This is a genomic window from Streptomyces cyaneofuscatus (genome assembly GCF_000718135.1).
Taxonomy (GTDB): domain Bacteria; phylum Actinomycetota; class Actinomycetes; order Streptomycetales; family Streptomycetaceae; genus Streptomyces; species Streptomyces cyaneofuscatus.
Genome location: NZ_JOEM01000021.1, coordinates 109422 through 133976 on the forward strand (window position 1 = coordinate 109422; position 24555 = coordinate 133976).

Here is a 24555-nt window from a genome sequence, read left to right on the forward strand (position 1 = left end):
TTCCCGCCCCATGATCCAGAATCGGCGCATGCGGTCAGTGGTAGAGCGCGTCGACCTCGACCCCGTACGCCGTCTCGATCGCCTTGCGCTTCAGCTTCAGCGAGGGCGTCAGCAGCCCGTGCTCCTCGGTGAACGGGTGGGCCAGGATCCGGAACGTACGGATCGACTCGGCCTGTGACACCGCCGTGTTGGCGGCCACCACCGCCCGCCGGACCTCCATCTCCAGGTCCGGGTCGCGCACCAGGTCGGCGGGGGCGAGCGGCGTACGGCCCTGCATGGTGAGCCAGTGGTCGACGGACTCCTGGTCGACGGTGACCAGGGCTGCGATGTACGGGCGGTCGTTGCCGACGACGATGCACTGGGCGACCAGCGGGTGGGCCCGCACCCGCTCCTCCAGGCCGGCCGGCGAGACGCTCTTGCCGCCGGAGGTCACCAGGATCTCCTTCTTCCGCCCGGTGATCGTCAGATAGCCGTCCTCGTCCAGCGAACCGAGGTCCCCGGTGGCCAGCCAGCCGTCCTCAAGAGTGGCCCGGGTCGCCGCCGGATTGTTCAGATAGCCGGAGAAGACGTTGGGGCCGTGCACCCACACCTCGCCGTCGTCCGCGATGTGCACCGACGTCCCGGGGATGGGCAGCCCGACCGTGCCGTACCGGGTGCGCTCGGGCGGGTTGGCGGTCGCCGCCGCGGTGGACTCGGTCAGCCCGTACCCCTCGAAGACGGTCACCCCGGCGCCCGCGAAGAACAGGCCGAGCCGGCGGTTCATGCCCGAGCCGCCCGACATCGCGTGCCGCACCCGGCCGCCCATCGCGTCGCGGACCTTCTTGTAGACGACCTTGTCGAAGAACTGGTGCTGCATCCGCAGCCCGGCGGACGGCCCGGGCCCGAGGCCGAAGGCCTTCTGCTCCAGGGCCTCGGCGTGCTTGACCGCGATGTCCACGGCCTTGTCGAACGGCCCGGCCCTGCCCTCCGCCTCGGCCTTGCGCCGGGCGCCGTTGAAGACCTTCTCGAAGATGTACGGCACCGCCAGGATGAAGGTGGGCCGGAACGTCACCAGGTCCGGCATCAGCGCGTTCGCCGACAGCTCCGGCTGGTGGCCGAGTTTCACCCGTCCCCGTACCGCCGCGATCTCCACCATCCGGCCGAAGACGTGCGCCAGCGGGAGGAAGAGCAGGGTGGCCGCCTCGTCGCCGGGCTTGGAGTGGAACACCGGCTCCCAGCGGGCGACCATCGTGTCGCTCTCGAACATGAAGCTCGCGTGCGTGATGACACAGCCCTTGGGGCGGCCCGTCGTGCCCGAGGTGTAGATCACCGTCGCCACGGACTCGGGCGTCACCGCGCGTCGGTGCCGGTGCACCACCTCGTCGTCGACCATCCCGCCCGCACCGACCAGCTCGTCCACCGCACCGGCGTCCAGCTGCCAGAGCCGCTTGAGGTGCGGCAGCCGGTCTATCACCGAGCCGACGGTCATCGCGTGGTCCTCGTGCTCGACCATCACCGCCACCACCTCGGCGTCGTGCAGCATCCAGTGGACCTGCTCGGCGGAGGACGTCGGGTAGACGGGCACCGACTGGGCCCCGACCGACCAGATCGCGAAGTCGAAGAGCGTCCACTCGTACCGCGTACGGGACATCAGGGCGACCCGGTCCCCGAACCGGATCCCGTGCGCGATCAGCCCTTTCGCCAGGGCCAGCACCTCGTCGCGGAACGCCTCCGAGGTCATGTCCCGCCACTGCCCGCCCGCGTCCTTGCGGCCGAGCGCGACCCGCTGCGGATCGTCCTCCGCGTAGTCGAAGACCGCGTCGGCCAGACCGCCGACTTGAGGCGGCGCAGCCATGGGTGGGACAGTGAATTCACGCAATGACCTGCTCCTCGTGGCGCTCCGCACAGCGCCGCGACGCTACCCCAACCGGGGACCCGGCGGGAGGGTCCGAACCCCGCGTAAAGCAGGGCATTCACCGAGGTCAACCGTCGAAATCCGGCCAGATGGGCAAGGCTCGGGCGCACTTCTGACGGAGGCGTAAGCGGCTCGCGGCCAAATCTCCACCGAATCCGACCGAGGTGATCACTCCCGGTCTCTGGCGGTACGAGGGCATATGCGCGCCGCTACCGGTCGGTGCGGGGCGCCGGGTCACGCACCGCTACGGCCGGTGCGGGTCATCGGATGACGCGCCGCGGCCGGCCGGTGCGGGTCATCCTCCGCCACCCCGGTGCAGCCGGTCCCCGCCCGCCAGGATCGCCGCCGCCAGGGCGTCCGCCGCCTCCCGCACCGCGCCCCGCCGGTCCCCGTGCAGCAGGACGAAGTCGACGCCGCCCGGCTCCGGCAGCCCCGCCCGCGCCGGAACCGGCACAAGCCCCGGCGGGATCAGCCCCCGCGAGTGCACCATCACGCCCAGACCCGCCCGCGCCGCCGCGACCAGGGCGCTCAGGCTCGTACTCGTACAGGCGATCCGCCAGGCCCGCCCGTGTTCCTCCAGCACCTCCAGGGCGCGGGCCCGGGTGATGCCCGGCGGCGGGAAGACGATGAGCGGCACCGGGCGTTCCGGATCGATCCGCAGCTGCGGGGCGCCGATCCAGTCCAGCGCGTCCCGCCACACCAGCTCGCCGTGCGTGTCGCCCGTCCTCCGCTTGGCCAGCACCAGGTCCAGCCGGCCCGCCTCCAGCTGCCGGTGCAGGGTCCCGGACAGCTCCACGGTGAGTTCCAGTTCGACCTCCGGATGGTCGCGGCGGAAAGACTCCAGGATCTCCGGCAGCCGGGTCAGTACGAAGTCCTCGGACGCCCCGAAACGGAGCCGGCCGCGCAGCCGGGTGCCCGCGAAGAAGGCAGCCGCCCGTTCGTGTGCCGTGAGGATCGTCCGGGCGAAACCGAGCATGGCCTCGCCGTCCTCGGTCAGGTCGACCCGGTGGGTGTCCCGGGCGAACAGCTGCCGCCCGGTCGCCTCCTCCAGCCGCCGGACGTGCTGGCTGACCGTGGACTGCCGGATCCCGAGGCGCCGGGCTGCCTGGGTGAAGCTCAGCGTCTGGGCGACGGCGAGGAAGGTACGCAGCTGGGCCGGGTCGTAGGAGGTGTCCACGGCCCCACGTTAGGTTCTGCCGCCACCTGTCACGCCCGCGCCCGGCGGTCGGCGCGCGGCCCGGCAGATGGCCCACCGGCCGGCGGGACGGGGCCATGCATATGCGATCATGCGGGCGGCTCTTGATGAGCCGATGCCAGTCAACTGACGGGACGGCCGGGGGGATCGGGCCGTCGGACGTCGGCGAAGAACACGCCTACGCCCATACATGCATACGCGAGAAAACGGGAGTGCGCAGTGAACGGGGCCGGGGGACAGGGCGGGCAGGACGGGTCGTCCGTGTCCGACGAGGAGTGGGAGCGGTTCCTCCAGGAATCGGTGACGGGTGCGGCCGGGGCCCCGGTGGAGCCGTCGGCGCGTGCCCGTGAGGTGGAACGGCGGCTGCGGGAGAATCCCGGACCGGCCGAGGGCTGGCGTACGTACACACCGGCCCGGCACCGGCGCCGGACCGGGTGGTACGTGACCGGCATGGTGGCGGCCGCGGCCCTCCTGGTCGTGGCGCTCTTCCCGCAGCAGGTGGTCGGTTGGTTCGTCGGCGATGACAGCGCCCAGGACGGAACGCCGCTGGCGGCCGAGTCGGAACGCCCGGGGGAAGCGCCCGGCGCGGAGCCGGATCGACGCCCCACCCTCGCCGAACCCTTCCGGGGCTCGCCCGCCGCGCGCTGGGCGGACGGAGCGGCGGGGATCACGGTGCCGCCGGCCCGGGCGACCGGCTGGATGAAGGCCGCTGAGGTCGAGCGAGCGCTGCAACAGAGCCGGGACTTCCTGGTGGCCGCGGGGCTCGACCCGGGAGTGTTGCGCGGCGAGCGGCCCTCGGAGGCGATCGAGTTGCTGAACCCGCACCAGAAGGATGTCCAGGAGTATGTCCGTACCGCCCTTTCGTCGAAGACGCCCACGGACACGACCGATCCCCTGCTCCTGTTCAGCCGCTTCCGGCCGGAGCGGGCCCGGCCGGTCGGTGACGTGGTCAAGACGCGCGGCCGGCTCACGTACCGTGAGGGGAAGCGCGGGGCGGTCGAGGTGACGGCGGACGTCACTTTCGTGTACCCGGTGACCCCGGCTGCCGACAGCGGAGAGGACGGCGAGGTCGTCCGCACGATCGTGCGGCGCGAGGTGGTGATGAGCTGGGACGATCCGGCCGAGGTCATCACGGAACCGGGCACGATGTCGCTCGTCTCCTACACGCTCGACATGACCAACGGCGGCTGCTCCGCCCCGACCGGCTACTTTGAGCCGCCGTTCGGTACCGCCGAGGGCCAGCACGCCGACCAGGACCGCCGGATCGACCCGTACGACCGCAGCAAGCCGCTCGACACGGGTGGCGGCACAACGGTCAAGGACGACGATTGCGCCACCGCCAGCCGCTCCTGAGGGTGGCCGTAGCGGGTCCCGGAGGTTTATCGCGTTCCGTGATGACAGTGAGAGCGGTGTGAGGGATTCCCGATCGCCGGACGGCGGGCAGGATGGTGGGGTCCACCAGCGAGCCGAAGAATCACGTGGAGCTCATGAGCAGCCGCCGCCGCACCCTCACCCTGCCGTCCTGGCTGCCGGTCGACGCGTACATCCTGGCGCTGGTCGGCACGGTCGTCCTCGCCGCGCTGCTCCCCGCGCGCGGCACAGCCGCCGACGTGGCGGGCGGCGCCTCCACCGCGGCGGTCGCCCTGCTCTTCTTCCTCTACGGGGCCCGGCTCTCCACCGCCGAGGCGCTCGACGGGCTGAAGCACTGGCGGCTCCACCTCACCGTCCTGGCCTGCACGTTCCTCGTCTTCCCGCTGCTGGGGCTGGCGAGCAAGGGGCTGGTGCCGTTCGTCCTGACGCCGGAGCTCCAGGCGGGCTTCCTCTTCCTGTGCCTGGTGCCGTCGACGATCCAGTCCTCGATCGCCTTCACCTCGATCGCCCGGGGCAACGTGCCCGCCGCGATCTGTGCCGGCTCCTTCTCCAGCCTCACCGGCATCTTCCTCACGCCGCTGCTGGCCGCGCTCCTGCTCGGCTCGGCCGGCGGCGGGTTCTCGGCGGACTCGCTGCTGAAGATCGTGCTCCAACTGCTCGTGCCGTTCCTCGCCGGACAACTCCTGCGCCGCTGGGTCGGCGGTTTCCTGACCCGGCACAAGAAGGTGCTCGGCCTGGTGGACCGCGGCTCGATCCTGCTGGTCGTCTACACCGCGTTCAGTGAGGGGATGGTCGCCGGTATCTGGAGCCAGGTCACCCCGGCCCGGCTCGGCGCCCTGCTCGCGGCCGAGGCGGTCCTGCTGGCCGTGATGCTCGCGCTGACCTGGTACGGGGCACGGCGGCTCGGCTTCGGCCGGGAGGACCGGATCGCCATCCAGTTCGCCGGGTCGAAGAAGAGCCTGGCGGCGGGGCTGCCGATGGCGAGCGTGCTGTTCGGGGCGCACGCGAGCCTCGCCGTGCTGCCGCTGATGCTCTTCCACCAGATGCAGCTGATGGTCTGCGCGGTCATCGCCAAGCGGCGCTCGCGGGACCCGGAGCCGGTGCGGGACCCGGCCGGGTCCGATGCCGGGCCGTTGTCACACCCGGCGGCTACGGTGACGTCATAGCCGCCGACCGTCGCCGGCCGCCGCAGACCGTTGCTGACCGCCGCTGGTTGCGGCTGACCGTCGCTGATCTGGAGGACCGCCATGACCGACCGGGCCGCCGCCGAACCCGGGGACGACTTTCCGCACGGCGCGGGCAACCCGGCCCGCGGCGCTCTGCGGCACGCGGGCTACACCCGGCTCGCCCAGCTCACCGACGTGACGGCTGCGGAGGTGCTGGCGCTGCACGGGGTCGGCCCGAAAGCCATCAGGGTGCTGCGCGAGGCGCTGGCGGCCGAGGGGCTGTCCTTCGCCGGTGAGTGAGTGAGCCTACGGACGACCTCGCCGCGCCCCGCCGCTCGGTGCACCCCGCCGCGCCCGCCGCTCGGTGGACCCCGTCCCGCCCGCCGCTCAGTGGACCCCCGCCTCCAGCGCGATCCGGTGCTCACCCGCGTACACGTTCATCGAAGGCCCCCGCAGGAACCCCACCAGCGTCAGCCCGCTCTCCGCCGCCAGGTCCACCGCCAGCGAGGACGGCGCCGAGACCGCCGCGAGCACCGGGATCCCGGCCATCACCGCCTTCTGCGCCAGCTCGAACGAGGCCCGCCCCGAGACCAGCAGCACCGCCCGCGACAGCGGCAGCCGCCCGTCCGTCAGCGCCCGGCCCACCAGCTTGTCCACCGCGTTGTGCCGCCCCACGTCCTCCCGTACGTCCAGCAGCTCGCCCTCCTCCGAGAAGAGGGCCGCCGCGTGCAGCCCGCCGGTCCGGTCGAACACCTTCTGCGCGGCCCGCAGCCGGTCCGGGAGGACGGCGAGCAGCTCGGGGGTGACGCGGACCGGGGGAGTGTCACCGACGGGGTGGCGGGTGGTGGTGCGCACGGCGTCCAGGCTGGCCTTGCCGCAGAGGCCGCACGAGGAGGTGGTGTAGACGTTCCGCTCCAGCGTGATGTCGGGGACCACGACACCGGGCGCGAGCTGCACGTCCACCACGTTGTACGTGTTCACGCCGTCGGCGGTCGCCCCGGCGCAGTAGACGATCGACTGCACCTCACCGCCCTCGGCGATCACGCCCTCGCTCACCAGGAACCCGGCGGCGAGCGCGAAGTCGTCACCGGGCGTGCGCATCGTGATGGCCAGCGGCTTTCCGTTCAGCCGGATCTCCAGGGGCTCCTCCGCGACGAGCGTGTCGGCGCGGGAGGAGACGGCCCCGTCCCGGATACGGAGGGTGCGGCGGCGCTCGGTGACCCGTCCCATGTGGCTGAACCCGATTCTGTCGGTGTGCGGAGCTGCCGGCCGTGGGTCGGGCCGGAGCCTGGCCCTGTCATTGTCCTGCACACGCGGTACGGCGTCTCCGCCGCGTGTGCAGGACACCCGAACGGACGGTCGGGGGGAGCATGCAGGTGAGGCTGTTGTCAATGCTCCAACGTGTGGGCCGGTTTCCTGTGGGATCACGTGCCCCCGTACCGAACGGTAGCCACCAAGACTGGGTGTTTCCTGCCCTACGTAACGATGGGAACCCGTATGACCGGCTCACGTGTCGTGGCGCTCGGCCACTATCAGCCCGCCAAGGTGCTCACCAACGACGACCTGGCGGCCATGGTCGACACGAGCGACGAGTGGATCACGAGCCGGGTCGGCATCAAGACCCGGCACGTGGGCGGCCCCGACGAGCCGGTCGACGAGCTGGCCGCGCACGCCGGTGCCAAGGCGCTGGCCGCCGCCGGCCTCCAGCCCTCGGACATCGATCTGGTCCTGGTGGCCACCTCCACCGCGATCGACCGCTCCCCGAGCATGTCGGCGCGGGTCGCGGCCCGGCTCTCCATGGGGTCACCCGCCGTGATGGACATCAACGTGGTCTGCTCGGGCTTCACCCACGCCCTGGCCGTCGCCGACCACACGATCAGGGCCGGTGCGGCGACCCGGGCGCTGGTCATCGGCGCCGACAAGATGGGTGACATCGCCGACTGGACCGACCGCACCACCTGCGTCCTGCTCGGCGACGGCGCGGGCGCGGCCGTCGTCACCGCCGATCCGTCCGCCCCCGACACCCCGGGCGGCCCCGGGATCGGTCCGGTGCTGTGGGGGTCGGTGCCGGAGATGGGCAACGCCGTACGGATCGAGGGGACGCCGCCGCGCTTCGCGCAGGAGGGCCAGTCCGTCTACCGCTGGGCCACCACCCAGCTGCCCCCGATCGCCCGCAAGGTCTGCGAGAAGGCGGGCATCACCCCGGAGGACCTGGCCGCCGTCGTCCTGCACCAGGCCAATCTGCGGATCATCGAGCCGGTGGCCCGGAAGATCGGCGCGGTCAACGCGGTCATCGCGCGGGACGTGGTCGACTCCGGCAACACCTCCGCCGCCTCCATCCCGATGGCGCTCTCCAAGCTCGTGGAGCGCGGCGAGATCGCCTCCGGCGCGCCCGTGCTGCTCTTCGGTTTCGGCGGGAACCTCTCGTACGCCGGACAGGTCATCCGCTGCCCCTGACCACGGCTGCGCAGGCTTTGTCCTGAGTGTGGAGAAAGTTGGGGCCGATTCCTGCGCAACTTCTTCCCACTCCGGGAAAGCGCTGCTACGTTCCCCTCGAAAGCCCGACGGACTGGCCGGATGTGGCGGGGAGGGACGCGTGAGACGTATGACGGCACGACCCGCGAACGCGCATCAGGCGCGGCTGCTCCGGCTGCTGCGCGACGGGGGCCCCAACTCCCGTGCCCAGCTGGGTGACCAGGTCGACCTCTCGCGCTCCAAGCTCGCCGTCGAGGTGGACCGGCTGCTGGAGACCGGCCTGGTCGTGGCCGACGGGCTCGCCGCATCCCGTGGCGGGCGCCGCTCGCACAACATCCGGCTCGCCCCCGAACTGCGCTTCCTCGGGGTCGACATCGGCGCCACCTCCATCGATGTGGCCGTCACCAACGCGGAGTTGGAGGTCCTGGGCCACCTGAACCAGCCGATGGACGTGCGCGAGGGCCCGGTCGCGGTCTTCGAGCAGGTCCTGGCGATGGCGGCCAAGCTCCGGGCCTCCGGCCTCGCCGAAGGCTTCGACGGCGCGGGCATCGGGGTCCCCGGCCCCGTCCGCTTCCCCGAGGGCGTGCCGGTCGCGCCGCCGATCATGCCCGGCTGGGACGGGTTCCCGGTCCGCGAGGCGCTCAGTCAGGATCTGGGCTGCCCCGTCATGGTCGACAACGACGTGAACCTCATGGCGATGGGGGAGCAGCACGCGGGCGTCGCCCGTTCCGTGGGCGACTTCCTGTGCGTCAAGATCGGTACGGGTATCGGCTGCGGGATCGTCGTCGGCGGTGAGGTCTACCGGGGTACGACGGGCAGCGCCGGGGACATCGGGCACATCCAGGTGGAGCCGGACGGCCGGGCCTGCGCCTGCGGCAACAAGGGCTGCCTGGAAGCCCACTTCAGCGGGGCCGCCCTGGCCCGTGACGCGGAGGACGCCGCCCGTGAGGGCCGCTCACCCGAGCTCGCGGTCCGGCTGGAGGCGGCCGGACGCCTCACCGCCGCCGATGTGGCCGCCGCCGCGGCGGCCGGGGACGCGGCAGCGCTCGACCTGATCCGCGAAGGCGGCAACCGGCTCGGCCAGGTCATCGCGAGCCTGGTCAGCTTCTTCAATCCCGGTCTGGTGGTGATCGGCGGCGGGGTCACCGGCCTCGGTCACAACCTCCTCGCCAGTGTCCGCACCCAGGTCTACCGGCAGTCCCTGCCCCTGGCCACCGGCAACCTCCCCATCGTGCTGGGCGAGCTGGGCCCCACCGCCGGAGTGATCGGCGCGGCCCGCCTCATCAGCGACCACCTCTTCTCACCGGCCTGACCACGGGACCGGTGAACGGCGCCCGCGCCGCCGCCGACCCCGTACGCACGACCGCTTCCCGCCCCGTACGCACCACCGCTTGCCCCTTCCGTACGCACGACCTCGCCCGTTCCGTACGCACCACCGCACTGGTCAGGTACGCCTCACGTACGTACCCCCTGTCAGCAGCCGCTCGTGATGCCGCCGGCTCCACGGCACCTCCAGCCCTGCGCCCTGCCCGCTCACCGGCCCTCCCCGAACGCCCGGCACCCGCCGAGGCCGGGGAGAACCCATTCGCCGAGGGGATTTCGTCATGGCACCAGAACCACCCCTGCTCACCATGTCCGGCATCACCAAGTCCTTCCCCGGCGTACGCGCCCTGGACGGCGTCGACCTGGAGGTCCAGGCCGGCGAGGTCCACTGCCTCCTCGGCCAGAACGGCGCGGGCAAGTCCACCCTCATCAAGGTGCTCGCCGGGGCCCACCAGCCCGACGACGGCGAGATCACCTGGCGCGGCGAGCCCGTGCGCCTCAAGTCCCCGATCGCCGCCATGCGCCTGGGAATTGCCACGATCTACCAGGAACTCGACCTGGTGGAGGGGCTGTCCGTGGCCGAGAACGTCTTCCTCGGCCACGAGCCGACCAGTGCGGGCTTCATCGTCCGTACGGGGGAGGGGCGTTCGGCGGCGAAGGCGCTGCTGGCCCGGCTCGGTCACCCGGAGATCGACCCCGCACGGCCGGTCGGCTCCCTCTCCGCCGCCCAGCAGCAGATCGTCTCCATGGCGCGGGCACTCTCCCACGACGTACGGCTCATCGTGATGGACGAGCCCTCGGCCGCGCTCGACCCCGACGAGGTCGACAACCTCTTCCGGATCGTCGACAGCCTGACCGCCGACGGGGTCGCCGTCGTCTACATCTCGCACCGGCTGGAGGAGATCCGCCGCATCGGCGACCGGGTCACCGTGCTGAAGGACGGCCGGGCGGTGGCGGTCGGGCTCCCCGCCGCCGACACCCCGACACGCGACATCGTTGCCATGATGACCGGCCGCGATGTCGAATACGTCTTCCCGCCGCGCCCGGACGAGGCGGCCGTGAACACCACCGAACCCGTCCTGCGGGTCCAAGGCCTCTCCCGCAAGGGCGAGTTCGCGCCCGTCGACCTCGAACTGCGGCCCGGTGAGATCGTCGGCCTCGCCGGTCTCGTCGGCTCCGGCCGCTCGGAGATCCTGGAGACGATCTACGGCGCCCGCAAGGCGAGCACCGGGACCGTCACCGTCGGAGGCAAGCAGCTCAGGCCCGGCAGCGTCCGTGCCGCCGTCGCCGCCGGGATCGGCCTCGCCCCCGAGGAGCGCAAGGCCCAGGCCCTGCTGATGACCGAGTCCGTGACCCGTAACGTCTCCGTCTCCACCCTCTCCCGGTTCGCCCGGGCGGGCTGGATCGACCGGGGCGGCGAGCGGCGGTCCGCGCAGCAGGCCACCCGCGAGCTGTCCCTGCGGCCGGACAACCCGGACACGCCGATCCGCACCCTCTCCGGCGGCAACCAGCAGAAGGCCGTCCTCGCCCGCTGGCTGCTGCGCGGCTGCCGGGTCCTGCTGCTCGACGAACCCACCCGCGGCGTCGACGTCGGCGCCCGCGCCGAGCTCTACGCCGTGATCCGCCGGCTGGCCGACGAAGGCCTCGCCGTCCTGCTCGTCTCCAGCGAAGTGCCCGAAGTCCTGGGCCTCGCCGACCGGGTGCTGGTGCTCCGGGAGGGACAGGTCGTCCACACGGCCCCCGCCCAGGAGCTCGACGAGCACCGCGTACTCGACCTCGTGATGGAAGGGAGCCCGACGCCATGACACAGCCCGCCCCGTCGGCGCAGCACAACGGGCCGGACAAGGGGGCCCTCACCGGCCCCGCCGACACGCCCCCGGTGAAGACCGGCGGCCGGAAGCCCGGCCTCGGGCTGCGGCTCGACGTCCGGATCCTGTCCCTGCTCGGTGTCCTCGCCGCGCTCGTCCTGGTCGGCGGCATCACCGAACCGGACGCGTTCCTGGACACCGGGAACCTCCAGCTGATCCTGACGCAGGCCTCCGTCATCGGGGTCGTCACCGTCGGCATGACCTTCGTCATCACCAGCGGCGGCATCGACCTCTCCGTCGGGGCGATGGTCGCCCTCGCCTCGGTCTGGGCGACGACGCTCGCCACCCAGGAGTACGGCTTCGCGGGCATCGCCTTCACGGCCGTGGTCGTCGGCCTGGCCGCCGGACTGGTGAACGGTGTGCTCATCGCGTACGGCGGGATGGTCCCGTTCATCGCGACGCTCGCCATGCTCGCCTCGGCGCGCGGCCTCGCCCTCATGATCACCGACGGCAAGACACAGATCGTCACCGTCGACTCGGTCCTCAGCCTCGGCCTGCCGGACTCCTACTTCCTCGGTATCCCGCCGCTGGTCATGATGTTCGCGGCGGTCACCGTCATCGGCTGGCTGATCCTCAACCGGACCACCTTCGGCCGCCGCACGGTCGCCGTCGGCGGCAACGCGGAGGCGGCCCGGCTCGCCGGGATCGACGTCCGCCGCCAGCGCCTCTACCTCTACCTGCTCTCCGGGCTCTGCTGCGGCATCGCCGCCTTCATGCTGATCGTGCTCTCCGGCTCCGGCCAGAACACCAACGGCAACCTGTACGAGCTCGACGCCATCGCCGCCGCGATCATCGGCGGCACCCTGCTCAGCGGCGGCCGCGGCACCATCGTCGGCTCCGTCCTCGGCGTCCTGATCTTCACCACCATCACCAACATCTTCGCGCTCAACAACCTCCAGAGCGACGTCCAGCAGATCGCCAAGGGCGCCATCATCGTCGCCGCCGTCCTCGTCCAGCGCCGCACCCTGCGCGGCGGCGAAACCTGAGCAACCCGCCCAGCCCCAGCAACTCCGTCTCCAAGAGCCGCACTTCGCACGCAACCCACCGGATGAAGGGTCAGACCGCCATGCCAGAAACCAGCCGCAGAGGGCTGCTGTTCGGAGCCGCCGCCGTCTCCACGGGCGCCCTCCTCACCGCCTGCACCAGCAACGAGCCGAAGAGCGCGCAGCCGGCCGGCAACAGCCAGCCCGCCGCCGACGACAAGCCCGGCAAGCCCGTCACCATCGGCTTCGCCGGACCGCAGGCCGACCACGGCTGGCTCAACGCCATCAACGTGAACGCCAAGTCGCGGGCGGAGAAGTACAGCGAGGTGACGCTGGAGATCACCGAGGGCTCCAACGACACCGCCGCCCAGATCGGGCAGGTCAAGACCCTCATCAACAAGAAGGTCGACGTCCTCGTCATCCTCCCCGCCGACGGCAAGGCGCTCACCCAGGTCGGCCTGGAGGCGATGAAGGCGGGCATTCCCGTCGTCAACCTGGACCGCATCTTCGCCTCCCCGCAGGCGTACCGCTGCTGGGTCGGCGGCGACAACTACGGGATGGGCCTCAACGCCGGTCACTACATCGGCGAACAGCTCAAGGGCAAGGCGAACGCCAAGGTCGTCGAGCTCGCCGGCATCGACAACCTGGAGCTGACCAAGCAGCGCAGCCAGGGCTTCGCCGACGCGCTCAAGAACTACTCCAACATCAAGCTGGTGGCCCGTCAGGCCGCCGATTTCACCGTCGAGTCGGGCCAGGCGAAGATGGCCCAACTCCTCCAGGCGCAGAAGCAGTTCGACGCCCTGTGGAACCACGACGACGACCAGGGCGTAGGTGCGCTCCGCGCCATCCAGCAGGCGGGCCGCGACGAGTTCATCATGGTCGGCGGCGCCGGTGCCAAGTCCGCGATGGACGCCATCAAGGCCGACAACTCGGTCATCAAGGCGACCGTCCTCTACCCGCCGACGATGGCCGCCTCCGCGATCGACCTGGCGCGCGCGCTCGGCCAGTCCAAGGGGGTCAGCGGCCTGGCCGAGATGGAGATCCCGACCTCCCTGACCCTGTACTCCGCGGTCGTGACCAAGGACAACATCGACCAGTACCTGCCGACGGGCTTCAACTGACCGGGTCTCCGGGGGGCGCGGCGAGCGCGTCCCCCGGCCCGTTACCGCACACCGACGAGGAGGAAGTCCGCATGGCCCGTAGTCAAGAGCAGGAGACGGAACCGCAGACCGCGACCGTGACCGCGACACCGCCCCCGCAGCCGGGGCGAGGGACGCTCGGGGTCGGCATGGTCGGGTACGCGTTCATGGGCGCCGCCCACTCCCAGGGGTGGCGCACCGCGGGACACGTCTTCGACCTGCCGGTGCGGCCGGCTCTCGCCGCGATCTGCGGGCGCGACCGTGCGGCGGTCGACGCCGCCGCCGCCCGGCACGGCTGGGCGGCGGCGGAGACCGACTGGCGGGCGCTGATCGCCCGGGACGACGTACAACTGATCGACATCTGCACACCCGGCGACAGCCATGCGGAGATCGCCATCGCCGCCCTGGAGGCGGGCAAGCACGTGCTGTGCGAGAAGCCGCTCGCCAACACGGTCGCCGAGGCGGAGGCGATGGTCCGCGCCGCCGAGGCGGCGCAGGCCCGGGGCCAGGTGGCGATGGTGGGCTTCAACTACCGCAAGGTGCCCGCCATCACCTTCGCCCGGCAGCTGATCGCGGACGGCCGCCTCGGCGCCCTGCGCCACGTACGCGCCAGCTACCTCCAGGACTGGCTGGTCGACCCGGCCTCCCCGCTCACCTGGCGCCTCAAGCGCGAGCACGCCGGTTCGGGTGCGCTGGGCGACCTGGGGGCGCACATCGTCGACCTCGCCCAGTACCTTGCGGGGGAGCTGCTGACCGGGGTGTCGGCGGTCAGCGAGACCTTCGTACGGGAGCGGCCCCTGCTCTCCGGTGCGTCGGCCGGGCTCTCCGGCGGTGCGGACGCGGTGGCGCGGGGCGAGGTGACGGTGGACGACGCGGCGATCTTCACCGGCCGCCTCGCCTCCGGGGCGCTGGCCTCCTTCGAGGCGACCCGGATGGCGGCCGGACGCAAGAACGCGCTGCGGCTGGAGATCAACGGCGAGCTGGGCTCGCTCGCCTTCGACCTGGAGCGGCTCAACGAGCTCTCGTTCCACGACCACACCGAGCCCGCCGCCACCGCCGGCTTCCGCCGCATCCTGGTCACCGAACCCGAACACCCCTACCTGGAGGCCTGGTGGCCGCCGGGCCACGCCCTCGGGTACGAGCACACCTTCGTCCACCAGGCCCGTGACGTGGTCCGCACGATCACCGAAGGCCTCCCGCCCCTGCCCTCGTTCGCGGACGGCCTCCAGGTCCAGCGGGTGCTCGCCGCCGTCGAGGAGAGCGCCGCCAAGAACTCCGTACACACCTCTGTCCCGTCGTCCTAGGAGGCAGTCGCCCCCATGCCCCGCCCCTTTACCCTGTTCACCGGCCAGTGGGCCGACCTCCCGCTGGAGGAGGTCTGCAAGCACGCCCGGGACTTCGGTTACGACGGACTCGAACTCGCCTGCTGGGGAGACCACTTCGAGGTCGACAAAGCACTCGCCGACCCCGGCTATCTGGACAGCAGGCACCAACTGCTCGACAGGTACGGGCTGAAGTGCTTCGCCATCTCCAACCACCTGGTCGGCCAGGCCGTCTGCGACAACCCGATCGACGAACGCCACCAGGGCATCCTGCCCGCCCGCATCTGGGGTGACGGCGAGGCCGAAGGCGTACGGCAGCGGGCCGCCGCCGAGATCGCGGACACCGCACGCGCGGCCGCCGCCTTCGGCGTCGACACGGTCATCGGGTTCACCGGCTCCTCGATCTGGCACCTGGTCGCGATGTTCCCGCCGGTCCCGCCGCACATGATCGAGCGGGGCTACGAGGACTTCGCCGAGCGCTGGAACCCGATCCTGGACGTCTTCGACGCCGAGGGGGTGCGCTTCGCCCACGAGGTGCACCCGAGCGAGATCGCGTACGACTACTGGACCACCAAGCGCGCCCTCGAAGCGGTGGACCACCGGCCCGCGTTCGGGCTGAACTTCGACCCCAGCCACTTCGTCTGGCAGGACCTCGACCCGGTGGGCTTCCTCTACGACTTCCGGGACCGGATCTACCACGTGGACTGCAAGGAGGCCCGCAAGCGCCTCGACGGCCGCAACGGCCGCCTCGGCTCGCACCTGCCGTGGGGCGACCCCCGGCGCGGCTGGGACTTCGTCTCCGCCGGCCACGGTGACGTGCCCTGGGAGGACGTGTTCCGGATGCTCCGGTCCATCGGCTACGAGGGCCCGGTCTCCGTGGAGTGGGAGGACGCGGGCATGGACCGGCTGCACGGCGCTCCGGAAGCGCTTGCCAGCCTCAAGCGGTTCGACTTCGACCCGCCGTCGGCCTCCTTCGACGCGGCCTTCGGCGGCGGCGAGTAGGAGCTGCGGCAGAGCGGTCCCGGGTGCTCCCTGAGGCGCCCGGGGCTGTCTCGCCCTGCCCGGAATCTTCTTTGTCCTGGCGGAAGCAGAAGTTCGGCCCAACCCTTGCACAAGGGCTTTCCGTCCCGGACGAACAGGTCTACCGTCCACCACGTGTACACGACATGACTCGCGTCACCGGGGTCACTCCCGTCTCCGGTGACGCACGCGCGGCAGTCCCCGCGCGGCACGGCACGGCTACACCCGCCCGTACAACCGGCACCTCCGGAGGACCTACGTGCACCGACCGCACCGAACCAGAAAGCGGCTCCTGGCCCGGACCCGCATCCGTAAAACGCTCGCGCTGTTCACCGGCGGCCTCCTCGCCGCCGCGACCCTGACCCTCGGCTCCGCCCCCGGCGCCACCGCCCACCCCGGTCACCCGGGCCACGAAGAGCCCGTGGCGGAGGACTTCCAGCAGGTCACCCTCGCCAAGGGCGCGGAGGAGACCGGCGAGCCCATGTCACTCGCCGTTCTCCCCGACCGCAGCGTGCTGCACACCTCGCGCGGCGGCGAGCTGCGGATCACCGACAGCGCCGGCAACACCCGGATCTCCGGCACCCTCCCCGTGTACACGCACGACGAGGAAGGCCTCCAAGGCGTCGGCGTCGACCCGGACTTCGCCGAGAACCGGGCCATCTACCTGTTCTACGCACCCCCGTTGGACACCCCGGCAGGCGACGCACCCGAGACCGGGACGGTGGCCGACTTCGCGAAGTTCGACGGCGTCAACCGGCTCTCCCGCTTCGTCCTCAACGAGGACGGCACGCTCGACACCGCCAGTGAGAAGAAGGTCCTGGACGTCCCCACCTCGCGCGGCATCTGCTGCCACGTCGGCGGTGACATCGACTTCGATAAGGACGGCAACCTCTACCTCTCCACCGGCGACGACACCAACCCCTTCGCCTCCGACGGCTACACGCCGATCGACGAACGCACCGACCGCAACCCGGCGTTCGACGCCCAGCGGACCTCCGGCAACACCAACGACCTCCGCGGCAAGATCCTGCGCATCAAGGTCGCCGAGGACGGCTCGTACACCGTCCCCGAGGGCAACCTCTTCGAGCCCGGGACGGACAAGACGCGTCCCGAGATCTACGCGATGGGCTTCCGCAACCCGTTCCGCTTCTCCGTCGACCAGGCTACCGGCATCGTGTACGTCGGTGACTACGGCCCCGACGCCGGTGCGGCCGACCCGAAGCGCGGGCCGTCCGGCAAGGTGGAGTTCGCCCGGGTGACGAAGGCCGGCAACTTCGGCTGGCCCTACTGCGTCGGTGAGAACGAGCCGTACATCGACTACGACTTCGCCACCAAGACCTCCGGCGCCGCCTTCGACTGCGCCAACCCGAAGAACGAGTCGCCGCACAACACCGGCCTCGTCGACCTGCCGCCGGCCGAGGCCGCCTGGATCCCGTACGACGGCGGCTCGCTGCCCGAGTTCGGCACCGGCTCCGAATCCCCGATGGGCGGACCGGTCTACCGCTACGACGCGGACCTCGACTCCCCGGTCAAGTTCCCCGAGGCCTACGACGGCGACTTCTTCGCCGGTGAGTTCGGCCGCCGCTGGATCAAGCGCATCGAGCAGGACGCGGACGGCGCCGTCCAGTCCATCAACGACGTGCCGTGGTCCGGTACGCAGATCATGGACATGGCCTTCGGCCCGGACGGGGCGCTCTACGTCCTGGACTACGGCCTCGCCTGGTTCGGCGGCGACGAGAACTCCGCGCTCTACCGCATCGAGAACGCCACCGGAGGCCGCTCACCCATCGCGGAAGCCTCCGCCAACAAGACCTCCGGCACCGCACCGCTGAAGGTGAAGTTCTCCTCGGCCGGTACGTCGGACGGCGACGGCGACCCGTTGACGTACGCCTGGGACTTCGGTGACGGCGGCACCTCCACGGCCGCCAACCCGACGTATACGTACAAGAAGAACGGCACGTACGTCGCGACCGTCACCGCCGAGGACCCGACCGGCCGCACCGGCTCCGCGAGCGTCCACATCACCGTCGGCAACACCGCCCCGACCGTGGAGCTGGTGCTCCCCGAGGACGGCCAGCTCTTCGAGTTCGGTGACTCCGTACCGTTCAAGGTGAACGTCAGCGACCCGGAGGACGGCACCATCGACTGCACCAAGGTCGAGGTCAAGTTCACCCTGGGCCACGACAGCCACGGCCACGACATCACCACCGAGCACGGCTGCGAAGGCACCATCAAGACCGCCATGGAAGGCGGCCACGACCCCAACGCCAATATCTACGGCGGGATTTCGGCCTCCTACACCGACAACGGCGGTGGCGGCCAGGCCAAGCTGACCGGCAAGGACACCTCGCGCCTCCAGCCCAAGCACCGCCAAGCCGAGCACTTCGACGACTCCTCCGGCGTCACCACGCCGAGCAAGTCCAGTGCCCACGGTGGAAAGACCGTCGGTGACATCCACAACGACGACTGGATCTCCTTCAAGACCTACGTCCTCGGTGGCACCACCAAGCTCACCGCCCGTATCTCGTCGGCCGGTTCGGGTGGCTTCCTCGAGGTGCGCACCGGATCGCCCACCGGCAAGATCCTCGGTTCGGGCCCCGTCCCGGTGACCGGTAGCTGGGACACCTTCCAGGACATCGACATCCCGCTGCGCGGAGCGCCCAAGAAGCAGACCGAACTCTTCCTCGTCTTCAAGGGCGGCGACGGCGCGCTCTACGACATCGACGACTTCGAACTGTCCGACAGCCCGGTCGACAAAACCGCCAAGCGCGTCCTGGTCTTCTCCAAGACCGCCGGCTTCCGCCACGACTCCATCCCGGCCGGTATCGCCGCGCTGAAGGAGATCGGCAAGGACACCAACATCACGGTCGACTCCACCGAGTCCGCCGCCCAGTTCACCACCAGCAACCTCGCCCGCTACGACGCCGTCGCCTTCCTCTCCACCACCGGTGACGTACTCAACGCCGACCAGCAGAAGGCGTTCGAGAACTACGTGGCCACCGGCGGCGGTTACGTCGGCATCCACGCGGCCGCCGACACCGAGTACGACTGGGAGTTCTACGGCGGCCTCGTCGGCGCCTACTTCGACTCGCACCCGCAGATCCAGCCCGCCACCGTCCGCGTCGAGGACCACGACCATCCGGCCACCGCGCACCTGGACGAGGAGTGGGAGCGCACCGACGAGTGGTACAACTACCGCACCAACCCCCGGGACAAAGCAAAGGTGTTGGCGACCCTCGACGAGACCACCTACACCGGCGGCAACATGAAGGGCGACCACCCGATCTCCTGGTGCCAGACCTACCAGGGCGGCCGTTCCTTCTACACCGGCCTCGGCCACACCAAGGAGTCCTACGCGGAGCCGGCCTTCCGCCAGCACGTGTCGGGCGGCCTGCGCTACGCCACCGGCCAGGTCAAGGCCGACTGCAAGCCGAACAAGGACTACCGGCCCATCTTCAACGGCAAGACGCTGGAAGGCTGGAAGCAGGCGGGCCCCGGAAAATTCTCCGTCAGTGACGGCGCCCTGCACTCCGAGGGCGGCATGGGCCTGCTCACCTACCAGGCCAAGGAGCTGAAGGCGTACTCGCTCAAGCTCGACTGGAAGATGGCCGGCGACGACAACTCCGGTGTCTTCGTGGGCTTCCCGGAGTCGGACGACCCCTGGTCGGCCGTGAACAACGGCTACGAGATCCAGATCGACGCCACCGACGCCGCCGACCGCACCACGGGCGCCGTCTACGGATTCAAGTCGGCCAACATCAAAGCCCGTGACCGCGTCCTGCGGCCGCCGGGCCAGTGGAACAGCTACGAGATCAAGGTCCAGGGCGAACGTCTGCAGATCTTCCTCAACGGAGCGAAGATCAACGACTTCACCAACACCGACCCGGCCCGCAGCCTGAAGGACGGCTACATCGGCCTCCAGAACCATGGAGCCGACGACCAGGTGTCCTTCCGCAACATCCAGCTGAAGGAGCTGCCCTCGACGTAGGGCGGCCACCTCTGCCGACGACGGGCGGGGGAGGCACCGACCCCTTCCCCGCCCGTCGTCCTCCACCTCTTCATCCCCCCAGGGAGGCAGCCCGTGACCGCACATGCCGATCGTGAAGGCCGTGACGAGCGTCCGCGCCGTACCGCCGACAGCCCAGGCCGCCGTACCGGCGTCTGGTTCATCGGAGCACGCGGCTCCGTCGCCACCACCGCGACCGCGGGGTGCGCGGCCATCGCGGCAGGCCTCCACCCGCCCACCGGCATGGTCACCGAGACGCCTCCCTTCGCCGACAGCGGCCTGCCGCCCCTGACCTCGCTGGTCTTCGGCGGCCACGACACCCTGGACTGCCCGCTCGCCAAACGGGCCGAGGCACTGGCCGAAGGCGGCGTGCTGCCGTACCGCCTCCCCACCGCCGTACGCGCCGAACTCGACGCGGCCGACGCCGAGATACGCCCCGGCGGGCCGCTCCCCGGCGACACCCGCACCGACCAGGAGCTCATCGCCGCCTTCGCCGCGGACCTCACCGACTTCGCCCACCGCAACGAGCTGACCCGTACGGTCGTCATCAACGTCTCCTCCACGGAACCGGCCCCCGCCCCCGACGACCCCCGGCTCCCCGCCAGCTCCCTCTACGCGGCCGCCGCCCTCCGGGCCGGCTGCTCCTACGCCAACTTCACCCCTTCGACCGGCCTGCGTGCTCCGGCCCTGGCCGAAACCGTCGCCGACAGCGGACTTCCCCACGCGGGACGCGACGGCAAGACCGGCCAGACGCTGCTCCGTTCCGTGCTCGCCCCGATGTTCCTCCAGCGCGCCCTGCCCGTACGGGCCTGGTCCGGGTCGAACCTGCTGGGCGGCGGGGACGGGGCGGCGCTGGCCGACCCGGCGGCGGCCGCCGCCAAGAACGCGGGCAAGGAACGTGTCCTCACCGACACGTTCGGCACCGCCCCCGAGGGCGAGGTCCACATCGACGACGTGCCGGCGATGGGGGACTGGAAGACGGCCTGGGACCACATCGCCTTCGACGGCTTCCTCGGCTCCCGGATGGTCCTCCAGACCATCTGGCAGGGCTGCGACTCGGCCCTGGCCGCCCCGCTCGTCCTGGACCTGGCCCGGCTGCTGGCCCGCTCGCACGAACTGGGGCTCAGCGGCCCCCGGCCGGAGCTGGGCTTCTACTTCAAGGACCCGGACGGCGGCACCTCGGCCGCGCTCGCCGAGCAGTACGCCACCCTGCTGGGCTTCGCGGAGCGGCTGCGGGGCCAGGCATGAGGTGGCGGCTGCGGGCCCTGTCGGTGCTCGGGGCAGGCTTGCGTATGCCCTCGGGAGCCTGGGGCCGCGCACTCCAAGACGGCCTGTCCGGTACGGGTGGGACTGCACCCGCACCGGACAGGCACCGGCCGTCCCCCGGTCGCGGGAGAGGGGACACGGTGCGGGCCTGGACCGAACTGTTCCGGGTCTCCGCGCTGTTCTCCGTGCCGGGTGACGCACTGGCCGGGGCCGCGGCGGTGGGCCGCAGCCCCGGCCGGGGCACCGCACTCGCGATCGGCGCCTCCCTCTGCCTGTACGAGGCCGGGATGGCCCTCAACGACTGGGCGGACCGCGAGGAGGACGCGGTGGACCGCCCGCACCGCCCGATCCCGTCGGGCCGCATCAGCCCCCCGGCCGCCCTGGGCGCGGCCGGGGTCCTGACGGCGGCGGGCCTGGCCCTCGCGGCGCGGGCCGGCCGCCCGGCCCTGGCGGTCGCCACGGGCCTGGCCGCCACGGTCTGGGCCTACGACCTCCACCTCAAGCACACGAAGGCGGGCCCGGCGGCGATGGCGGCGGCCCGCACCCTGGACCTGCTGCTGGGAGCGACGGCTTCGGTTGCGGCGGGGGCCAGGGGCGGGGCGGCTGGGCGAGGGTCGGCTCCGGTTGTACCAGGGGCGGCCGACAACGTTGCCGCGATGGCGCACCCCGTCCGTGGTCCCCTGACCGCTCTCCCCGCAGCCCTGGTGCTCGGCGCGCACACCTACGGCGTCACCGCCGTGTCCCGCCACGAGGCGCAGGGCGGATCCACCGCCGTACCGCTGGCGGTCCTGGCCACGACGGCGGGGCTGGGCGCGGCCGTGCTCACTGCGGGCCGAGCAGCTCGGACCAGGGCACCGGAGCCCGGCGCGGGCGGCCACGGCGCGACCGGGCCGGGGGAGCACCGGGCGACCCGCCCCCACCGCCTCACCCCCGCCGACCTCCTGCTCACCGCCTTCACCTGCGCCTACCTTCGTACCGCCGGGCCACCCCTCCTGCACGCCGCCCTCAACCCGTCCCCGCCCCTGACCCAGCGGGCGGTCGGCGGCGGGATCCGGGCCATGATCCCGCTCCAGGCGGCGCTCGCCGCCCGCGCCGGAGCACCCGGCTCCGGCCTCGCCGTCATGGCACTCGTCCCCCTGGCCCGCTCCCTCGCCCGGAAGGTGAGCCCCACATGACCCTCCACCTCGGCTACGGCAGCAACGGGCTCACCGACCTCCGCCTCGACGACGCCCTCGGGCTCCTCGCCGACCTCGGCTACGACGGCGTCGGCCTGACGCTCGACCACATGCACCTGGACCCCCTGGCCCCGGACCTCCCCGAACGCACCCGCCAGGTCGCCCGCCGGCTCACCTCCCTCGGGCTCCGGGTCACCGTCGAGACCGGCGCCCGCTATGTCCTGGACCCGCGCCGCAAACACGGCCCCTCCCTCCTCGACCCGGACCCCGACGCCCGGGCCGCGCGCACCGCGCTGCTCGTCCGTGCCGTGGACGTGGCCGCCGAACTCGGCGCGCACGCCGTCCACTGCTTCAGCGGCATCACCCCGCCCGACACCTCCACGGACACCGCCTGGAAGCGCCTGACCGAAGCGATCACCCCCGTACTCGACGCCGCCGACCGGTCGGGCATCCCCCTCGCCATCGAGCCCGAACCCGGTCACCTCCTCGCCACCCTCGCCGACTTCCACCACCTCCGCGCCCTCCTCGGCGACCCGGCCCCCCTCGGCCTCACGCTCGACATCGGCCACTGCCAGTGCCTGGAGGAGGCATCCCCCGTGCAGTGCGTCGTCGACTCCGCCCCCTGGCTCCGGCACGTCCAGATCGAGGACATGCGGCGCGGCGTCCACGAGCACCTCCCGTTCGGCGACGGCGAGATCGACTTCCCGCCCGTGCTCGCCGCCCTCACCGCCGCCGACTACCAGGGCCTCACCGTCGTCGAACTGCCCCGCCACTCCCACGCGGGCCCCGAACTCGCCCGCACCTCCATCGCCTTCCTGCGCGACGCGATGACCAAGGGCGCGATCACCAAGAAGGGCGGCGCACCGTGCTGAGGTCCCGCAAGGAACTCGACGCCGAACTCGACGGCGCCGCCCGCGCCTGGCTCGACGAGGCCCTGGCCGAAGCCGCACACGCGGCAACAGAGGACGTCACGGCCGAGGCCTCCCCGTACGCCTCCCCTCCCTGGGAACTCCGCTACGCCGCCGCCGGCCGTCACTGCGGACCGGCCCACGCCGACTCCGTACGCTCCCTCCTGCTCATCGAGGCCCGCGCCCCGCTGTCTTCCGTCACCCGGCTCTACGAACAGGGCACCGCCGCCGAACGCCGCGCCGTCCTGCTCACCCTGCACCGCCTCGCCCTCGACTCCACCGCTCTCCCACTCGTCGAGGACGCCCTGCGCGCCAACGACACCCGGCTGGTTGCTGCCGCCGTCGGCCCGTACGCCGCGGCCCACCTCGATCCGCACGCCTGGCGCCACGCCGTACTGAAGTGCCTGTTCACCGGGGTGCCGCTGACCGCCGTCGCCCGGCTCGACGAGCGGGCCCGAGGGGACGCCGAACTCGCCCGCATGCTGAGCGACTTCGCCGCCGAGCGGACCGCCGCCGGCCGTGACGTCCCGGCCGACCTGCGCACCGCACTCACTCTCACCGAGATCGCCCCCGCCGCCCCCACGGAGGAGTCCTGATGCGCATCTTCGACCCCCACATCCACATGACGTCCCGGACCACGGACGACTATCAGGCGATGTACGACGCGGGCGTCCGCGCCCTGGTCGAACCCTCCTTCTGGCTCGGCCAGCCCCGCACCTCGCCCGCCAGCTTCTTCGACTACTTCGACGCGCTCCTCGGCTGGGAGCCCTTCCGCGCCTCCCAGTACGGCATCGCGCACCACTGCACGCTCGCCCTCAACCCCAAGGAGGCGAACGACCCCCGCTGCACCCCCGTCCTGGACGCCCTGCCGCGCTATCTGGTGAAGGACTCCGTCGTCGCCGTCGGCGAGATCGGCTACGACTCCATGACCCCGGCCGAGGACCACGCGCTGGCCGCCCAGCTCCAGCTCGCCGCCGATCACGGGCTCCCCGCCCTCGTCCACACCCCGCACCGCGACAAGCTCGCCGGTCTGCACCGCACCATCGACGTCATCCGCGAATCGAACCTCCCCCCGGAGTTCGTCCTGCTCGACCATCTCAACGAGACCACCGTAAAGGCCGCCACTGACAGTGGCTGCTGGGCCGGGTTCTCCATCTACCCGGACACCAAGATGGACGAGGACCGCATGGTCACGATCCTCCGGAACCACGGCACGGAGAAGATCCTCGTCAACTCCGCCGCCGACTGGGGGAAGAGCGACCCGCTCAAAACCCGCAAGGTCGCCGACGCGATGCTGAAGGCCGGATGCCCCGAGGACGACGTCGACCAGGTCCTGTGGCGCAACCCGGTCGCGTTCTACGGCCAGAGCGGCCGCCTCCACCTGGACACCCCCGCCCCCGACGCACTCCACGAGGGCAACTCCATCCTGCGCGGCGGGGAGTGA

Annotated in this window: 19 protein-coding genes; 16 read left to right on the top strand and 3 right to left on the bottom strand. The window is 71.6% G+C overall.

What is annotated here, in order from left to right:
* Positions 1-34: 34 nt before the first annotated feature.
* The gene (locus tag IF17_RS0129245; RefSeq protein WP_030572179.1) at positions 35-1834 is read right to left on the bottom strand and encodes an AMP-dependent synthetase/ligase; all 1800 of its coding nucleotides are present in this window, start codon (positions 1832-1834) and stop codon (positions 35-37) included.
* A 355-nt stretch (positions 1835-2189) separates the two neighbouring features.
* Entirely contained in the window at positions 2190-3071 is an 882-nt protein-coding gene (locus IF17_RS0129250) for a LysR substrate-binding domain-containing protein (RefSeq protein ID WP_030572181.1), read from the bottom strand.
* A 279-nt stretch (positions 3072-3350) separates the two neighbouring features.
* On the opposite strand from IF17_RS0129250, the gene IF17_RS0129255 reads away from it, so the two are divergent.
* From IF17_RS0129255 to IF17_RS0129265, 3 genes are all read left to right on the top strand, one after another.
* Entirely contained in the window at positions 3351-4442 is a 1092-nt protein-coding gene (locus IF17_RS0129255; RefSeq protein WP_051884159.1) for a hypothetical protein, read from the top strand.
* A gap of 134 nt (positions 4443-4576) precedes the next feature.
* Positions 4577-5626 (top strand): bile acid:sodium symporter family protein, encoded by a 1050-nt coding sequence (locus tag IF17_RS0129260; RefSeq protein WP_030572189.1) that lies wholly within the window; start codon positions 4577-4579, stop codon positions 5624-5626.
* Between the two features lie 81 nt (positions 5627-5707).
* Positions 5708-5926 carry a helix-hairpin-helix domain-containing protein gene (locus IF17_RS0129265; protein ID WP_030572192.1) on the top strand — a complete coding sequence of 73 codons (219 nt, stop codon included), beginning with the start codon at positions 5708-5710 and terminating at the stop codon, positions 5924-5926.
* A gap of 87 nt (positions 5927-6013) precedes the next feature.
* Here the strand turns inward: IF17_RS0129265 and fdhD are convergent, their stop codons facing one another.
* Positions 6014-6856, bottom strand: a complete 843-nt coding sequence (gene fdhD / locus IF17_RS0129270; protein WP_030572195.1) for a formate dehydrogenase accessory sulfurtransferase FdhD — start codon at positions 6854-6856, stop codon at positions 6014-6016.
* 267 nt (positions 6857-7123) lie between these two features.
* Between fdhD and IF17_RS0129275 the strand changes: the two genes are divergently transcribed.
* The 13 genes from IF17_RS0129275 (at position 7124) to IF17_RS0129335 (ending at position 24555) form a co-directional block, all read left to right on the top strand.
* The gene (locus IF17_RS0129275; RefSeq protein WP_030572197.1) at positions 7124-8083 is read left to right on the top strand and encodes a beta-ketoacyl-ACP synthase III; all 960 of its coding nucleotides are present in this window, start codon (positions 7124-7126) and stop codon (positions 8081-8083) included.
* 148 nt (positions 8084-8231) lie between these two features.
* Entirely contained in the window at positions 8232-9413 is a 1182-nt protein-coding gene (locus IF17_RS0129280) for an ROK family transcriptional regulator (protein ID WP_018513416.1), read from the top strand.
* 292 nt (positions 9414-9705) lie between these two features.
* Positions 9706-11229, top strand: coding sequence for a sugar ABC transporter ATP-binding protein (locus IF17_RS0129285; RefSeq protein WP_030572200.1), 1524 nt, complete (start codon positions 9706-9708; stop codon positions 11227-11229).
* The gene (locus tag IF17_RS0129290) at positions 11226-12278 is read left to right on the top strand and encodes an ABC transporter permease (protein ID WP_030572202.1); all 1053 of its coding nucleotides are present in this window, start codon (positions 11226-11228) and stop codon (positions 12276-12278) included. The genes IF17_RS0129285 and IF17_RS0129290 overlap by 4 nt, the downstream gene beginning before the upstream one ends.
* An 80-nt stretch (positions 12279-12358) precedes the next feature.
* Positions 12359-13396, top strand: a complete 1038-nt coding sequence (locus tag IF17_RS0129295) for a substrate-binding domain-containing protein (protein ID WP_030572206.1) — start codon at positions 12359-12361, stop codon at positions 13394-13396.
* A gap of 71 nt (positions 13397-13467) precedes the next feature.
* Positions 13468-14718, top strand: a complete 1251-nt coding sequence (locus IF17_RS0129300; RefSeq protein ID WP_030572209.1) for a Gfo/Idh/MocA family protein — start codon at positions 13468-13470, stop codon at positions 14716-14718.
* 15 nt (positions 14719-14733) lie between these two features.
* On the top strand, positions 14734-15738 hold the full coding sequence (locus tag IF17_RS0129305; RefSeq protein WP_030572212.1) for a sugar phosphate isomerase/epimerase family protein: 1005 nt from the start codon (positions 14734-14736) through the stop codon (positions 15736-15738).
* A gap of 277 nt (positions 15739-16015) precedes the next feature.
* On the top strand, positions 16016-19744 hold the full coding sequence (locus IF17_RS0129310; protein WP_030572215.1) for a ThuA domain-containing protein: 3729 nt from the start codon (positions 16016-16018) through the stop codon (positions 19742-19744).
* Positions 19745-19837: 93 nt separating this feature from the next.
* Entirely contained in the window at positions 19838-21010 is a 1173-nt protein-coding gene (locus tag IF17_RS0129315) for an inositol-3-phosphate synthase (protein WP_030572217.1), read from the top strand.
* Positions 21007-22203 (top strand): SCO3242 family prenyltransferase, encoded by a 1197-nt coding sequence (locus IF17_RS0129320; protein ID WP_030572218.1) that lies wholly within the window; start codon positions 21007-21009, stop codon positions 22201-22203. Before IF17_RS0129315 ends, IF17_RS0129320 begins: the two co-directional genes overlap by 4 nt.
* Positions 22200-23075 (top strand): sugar phosphate isomerase/epimerase family protein, encoded by an 876-nt coding sequence (locus tag IF17_RS0129325; RefSeq protein WP_030572220.1) that lies wholly within the window; start codon positions 22200-22202, stop codon positions 23073-23075. The genes IF17_RS0129320 and IF17_RS0129325 overlap by 4 nt, the downstream gene beginning before the upstream one ends.
* Positions 23069-23707 (top strand): EboA domain-containing protein, encoded by a 639-nt coding sequence (locus IF17_RS0129330; protein WP_030572222.1) that lies wholly within the window; start codon positions 23069-23071, stop codon positions 23705-23707. Before IF17_RS0129325 ends, IF17_RS0129330 begins: the two co-directional genes overlap by 7 nt.
* A complete protein-coding gene (locus tag IF17_RS0129335; RefSeq protein ID WP_030572224.1) occupies positions 23707-24555 on the top strand; it encodes a TatD family hydrolase in 849 nt (282 codons plus the stop codon). The genes IF17_RS0129330 and IF17_RS0129335 overlap by 1 nt, the downstream gene beginning before the upstream one ends.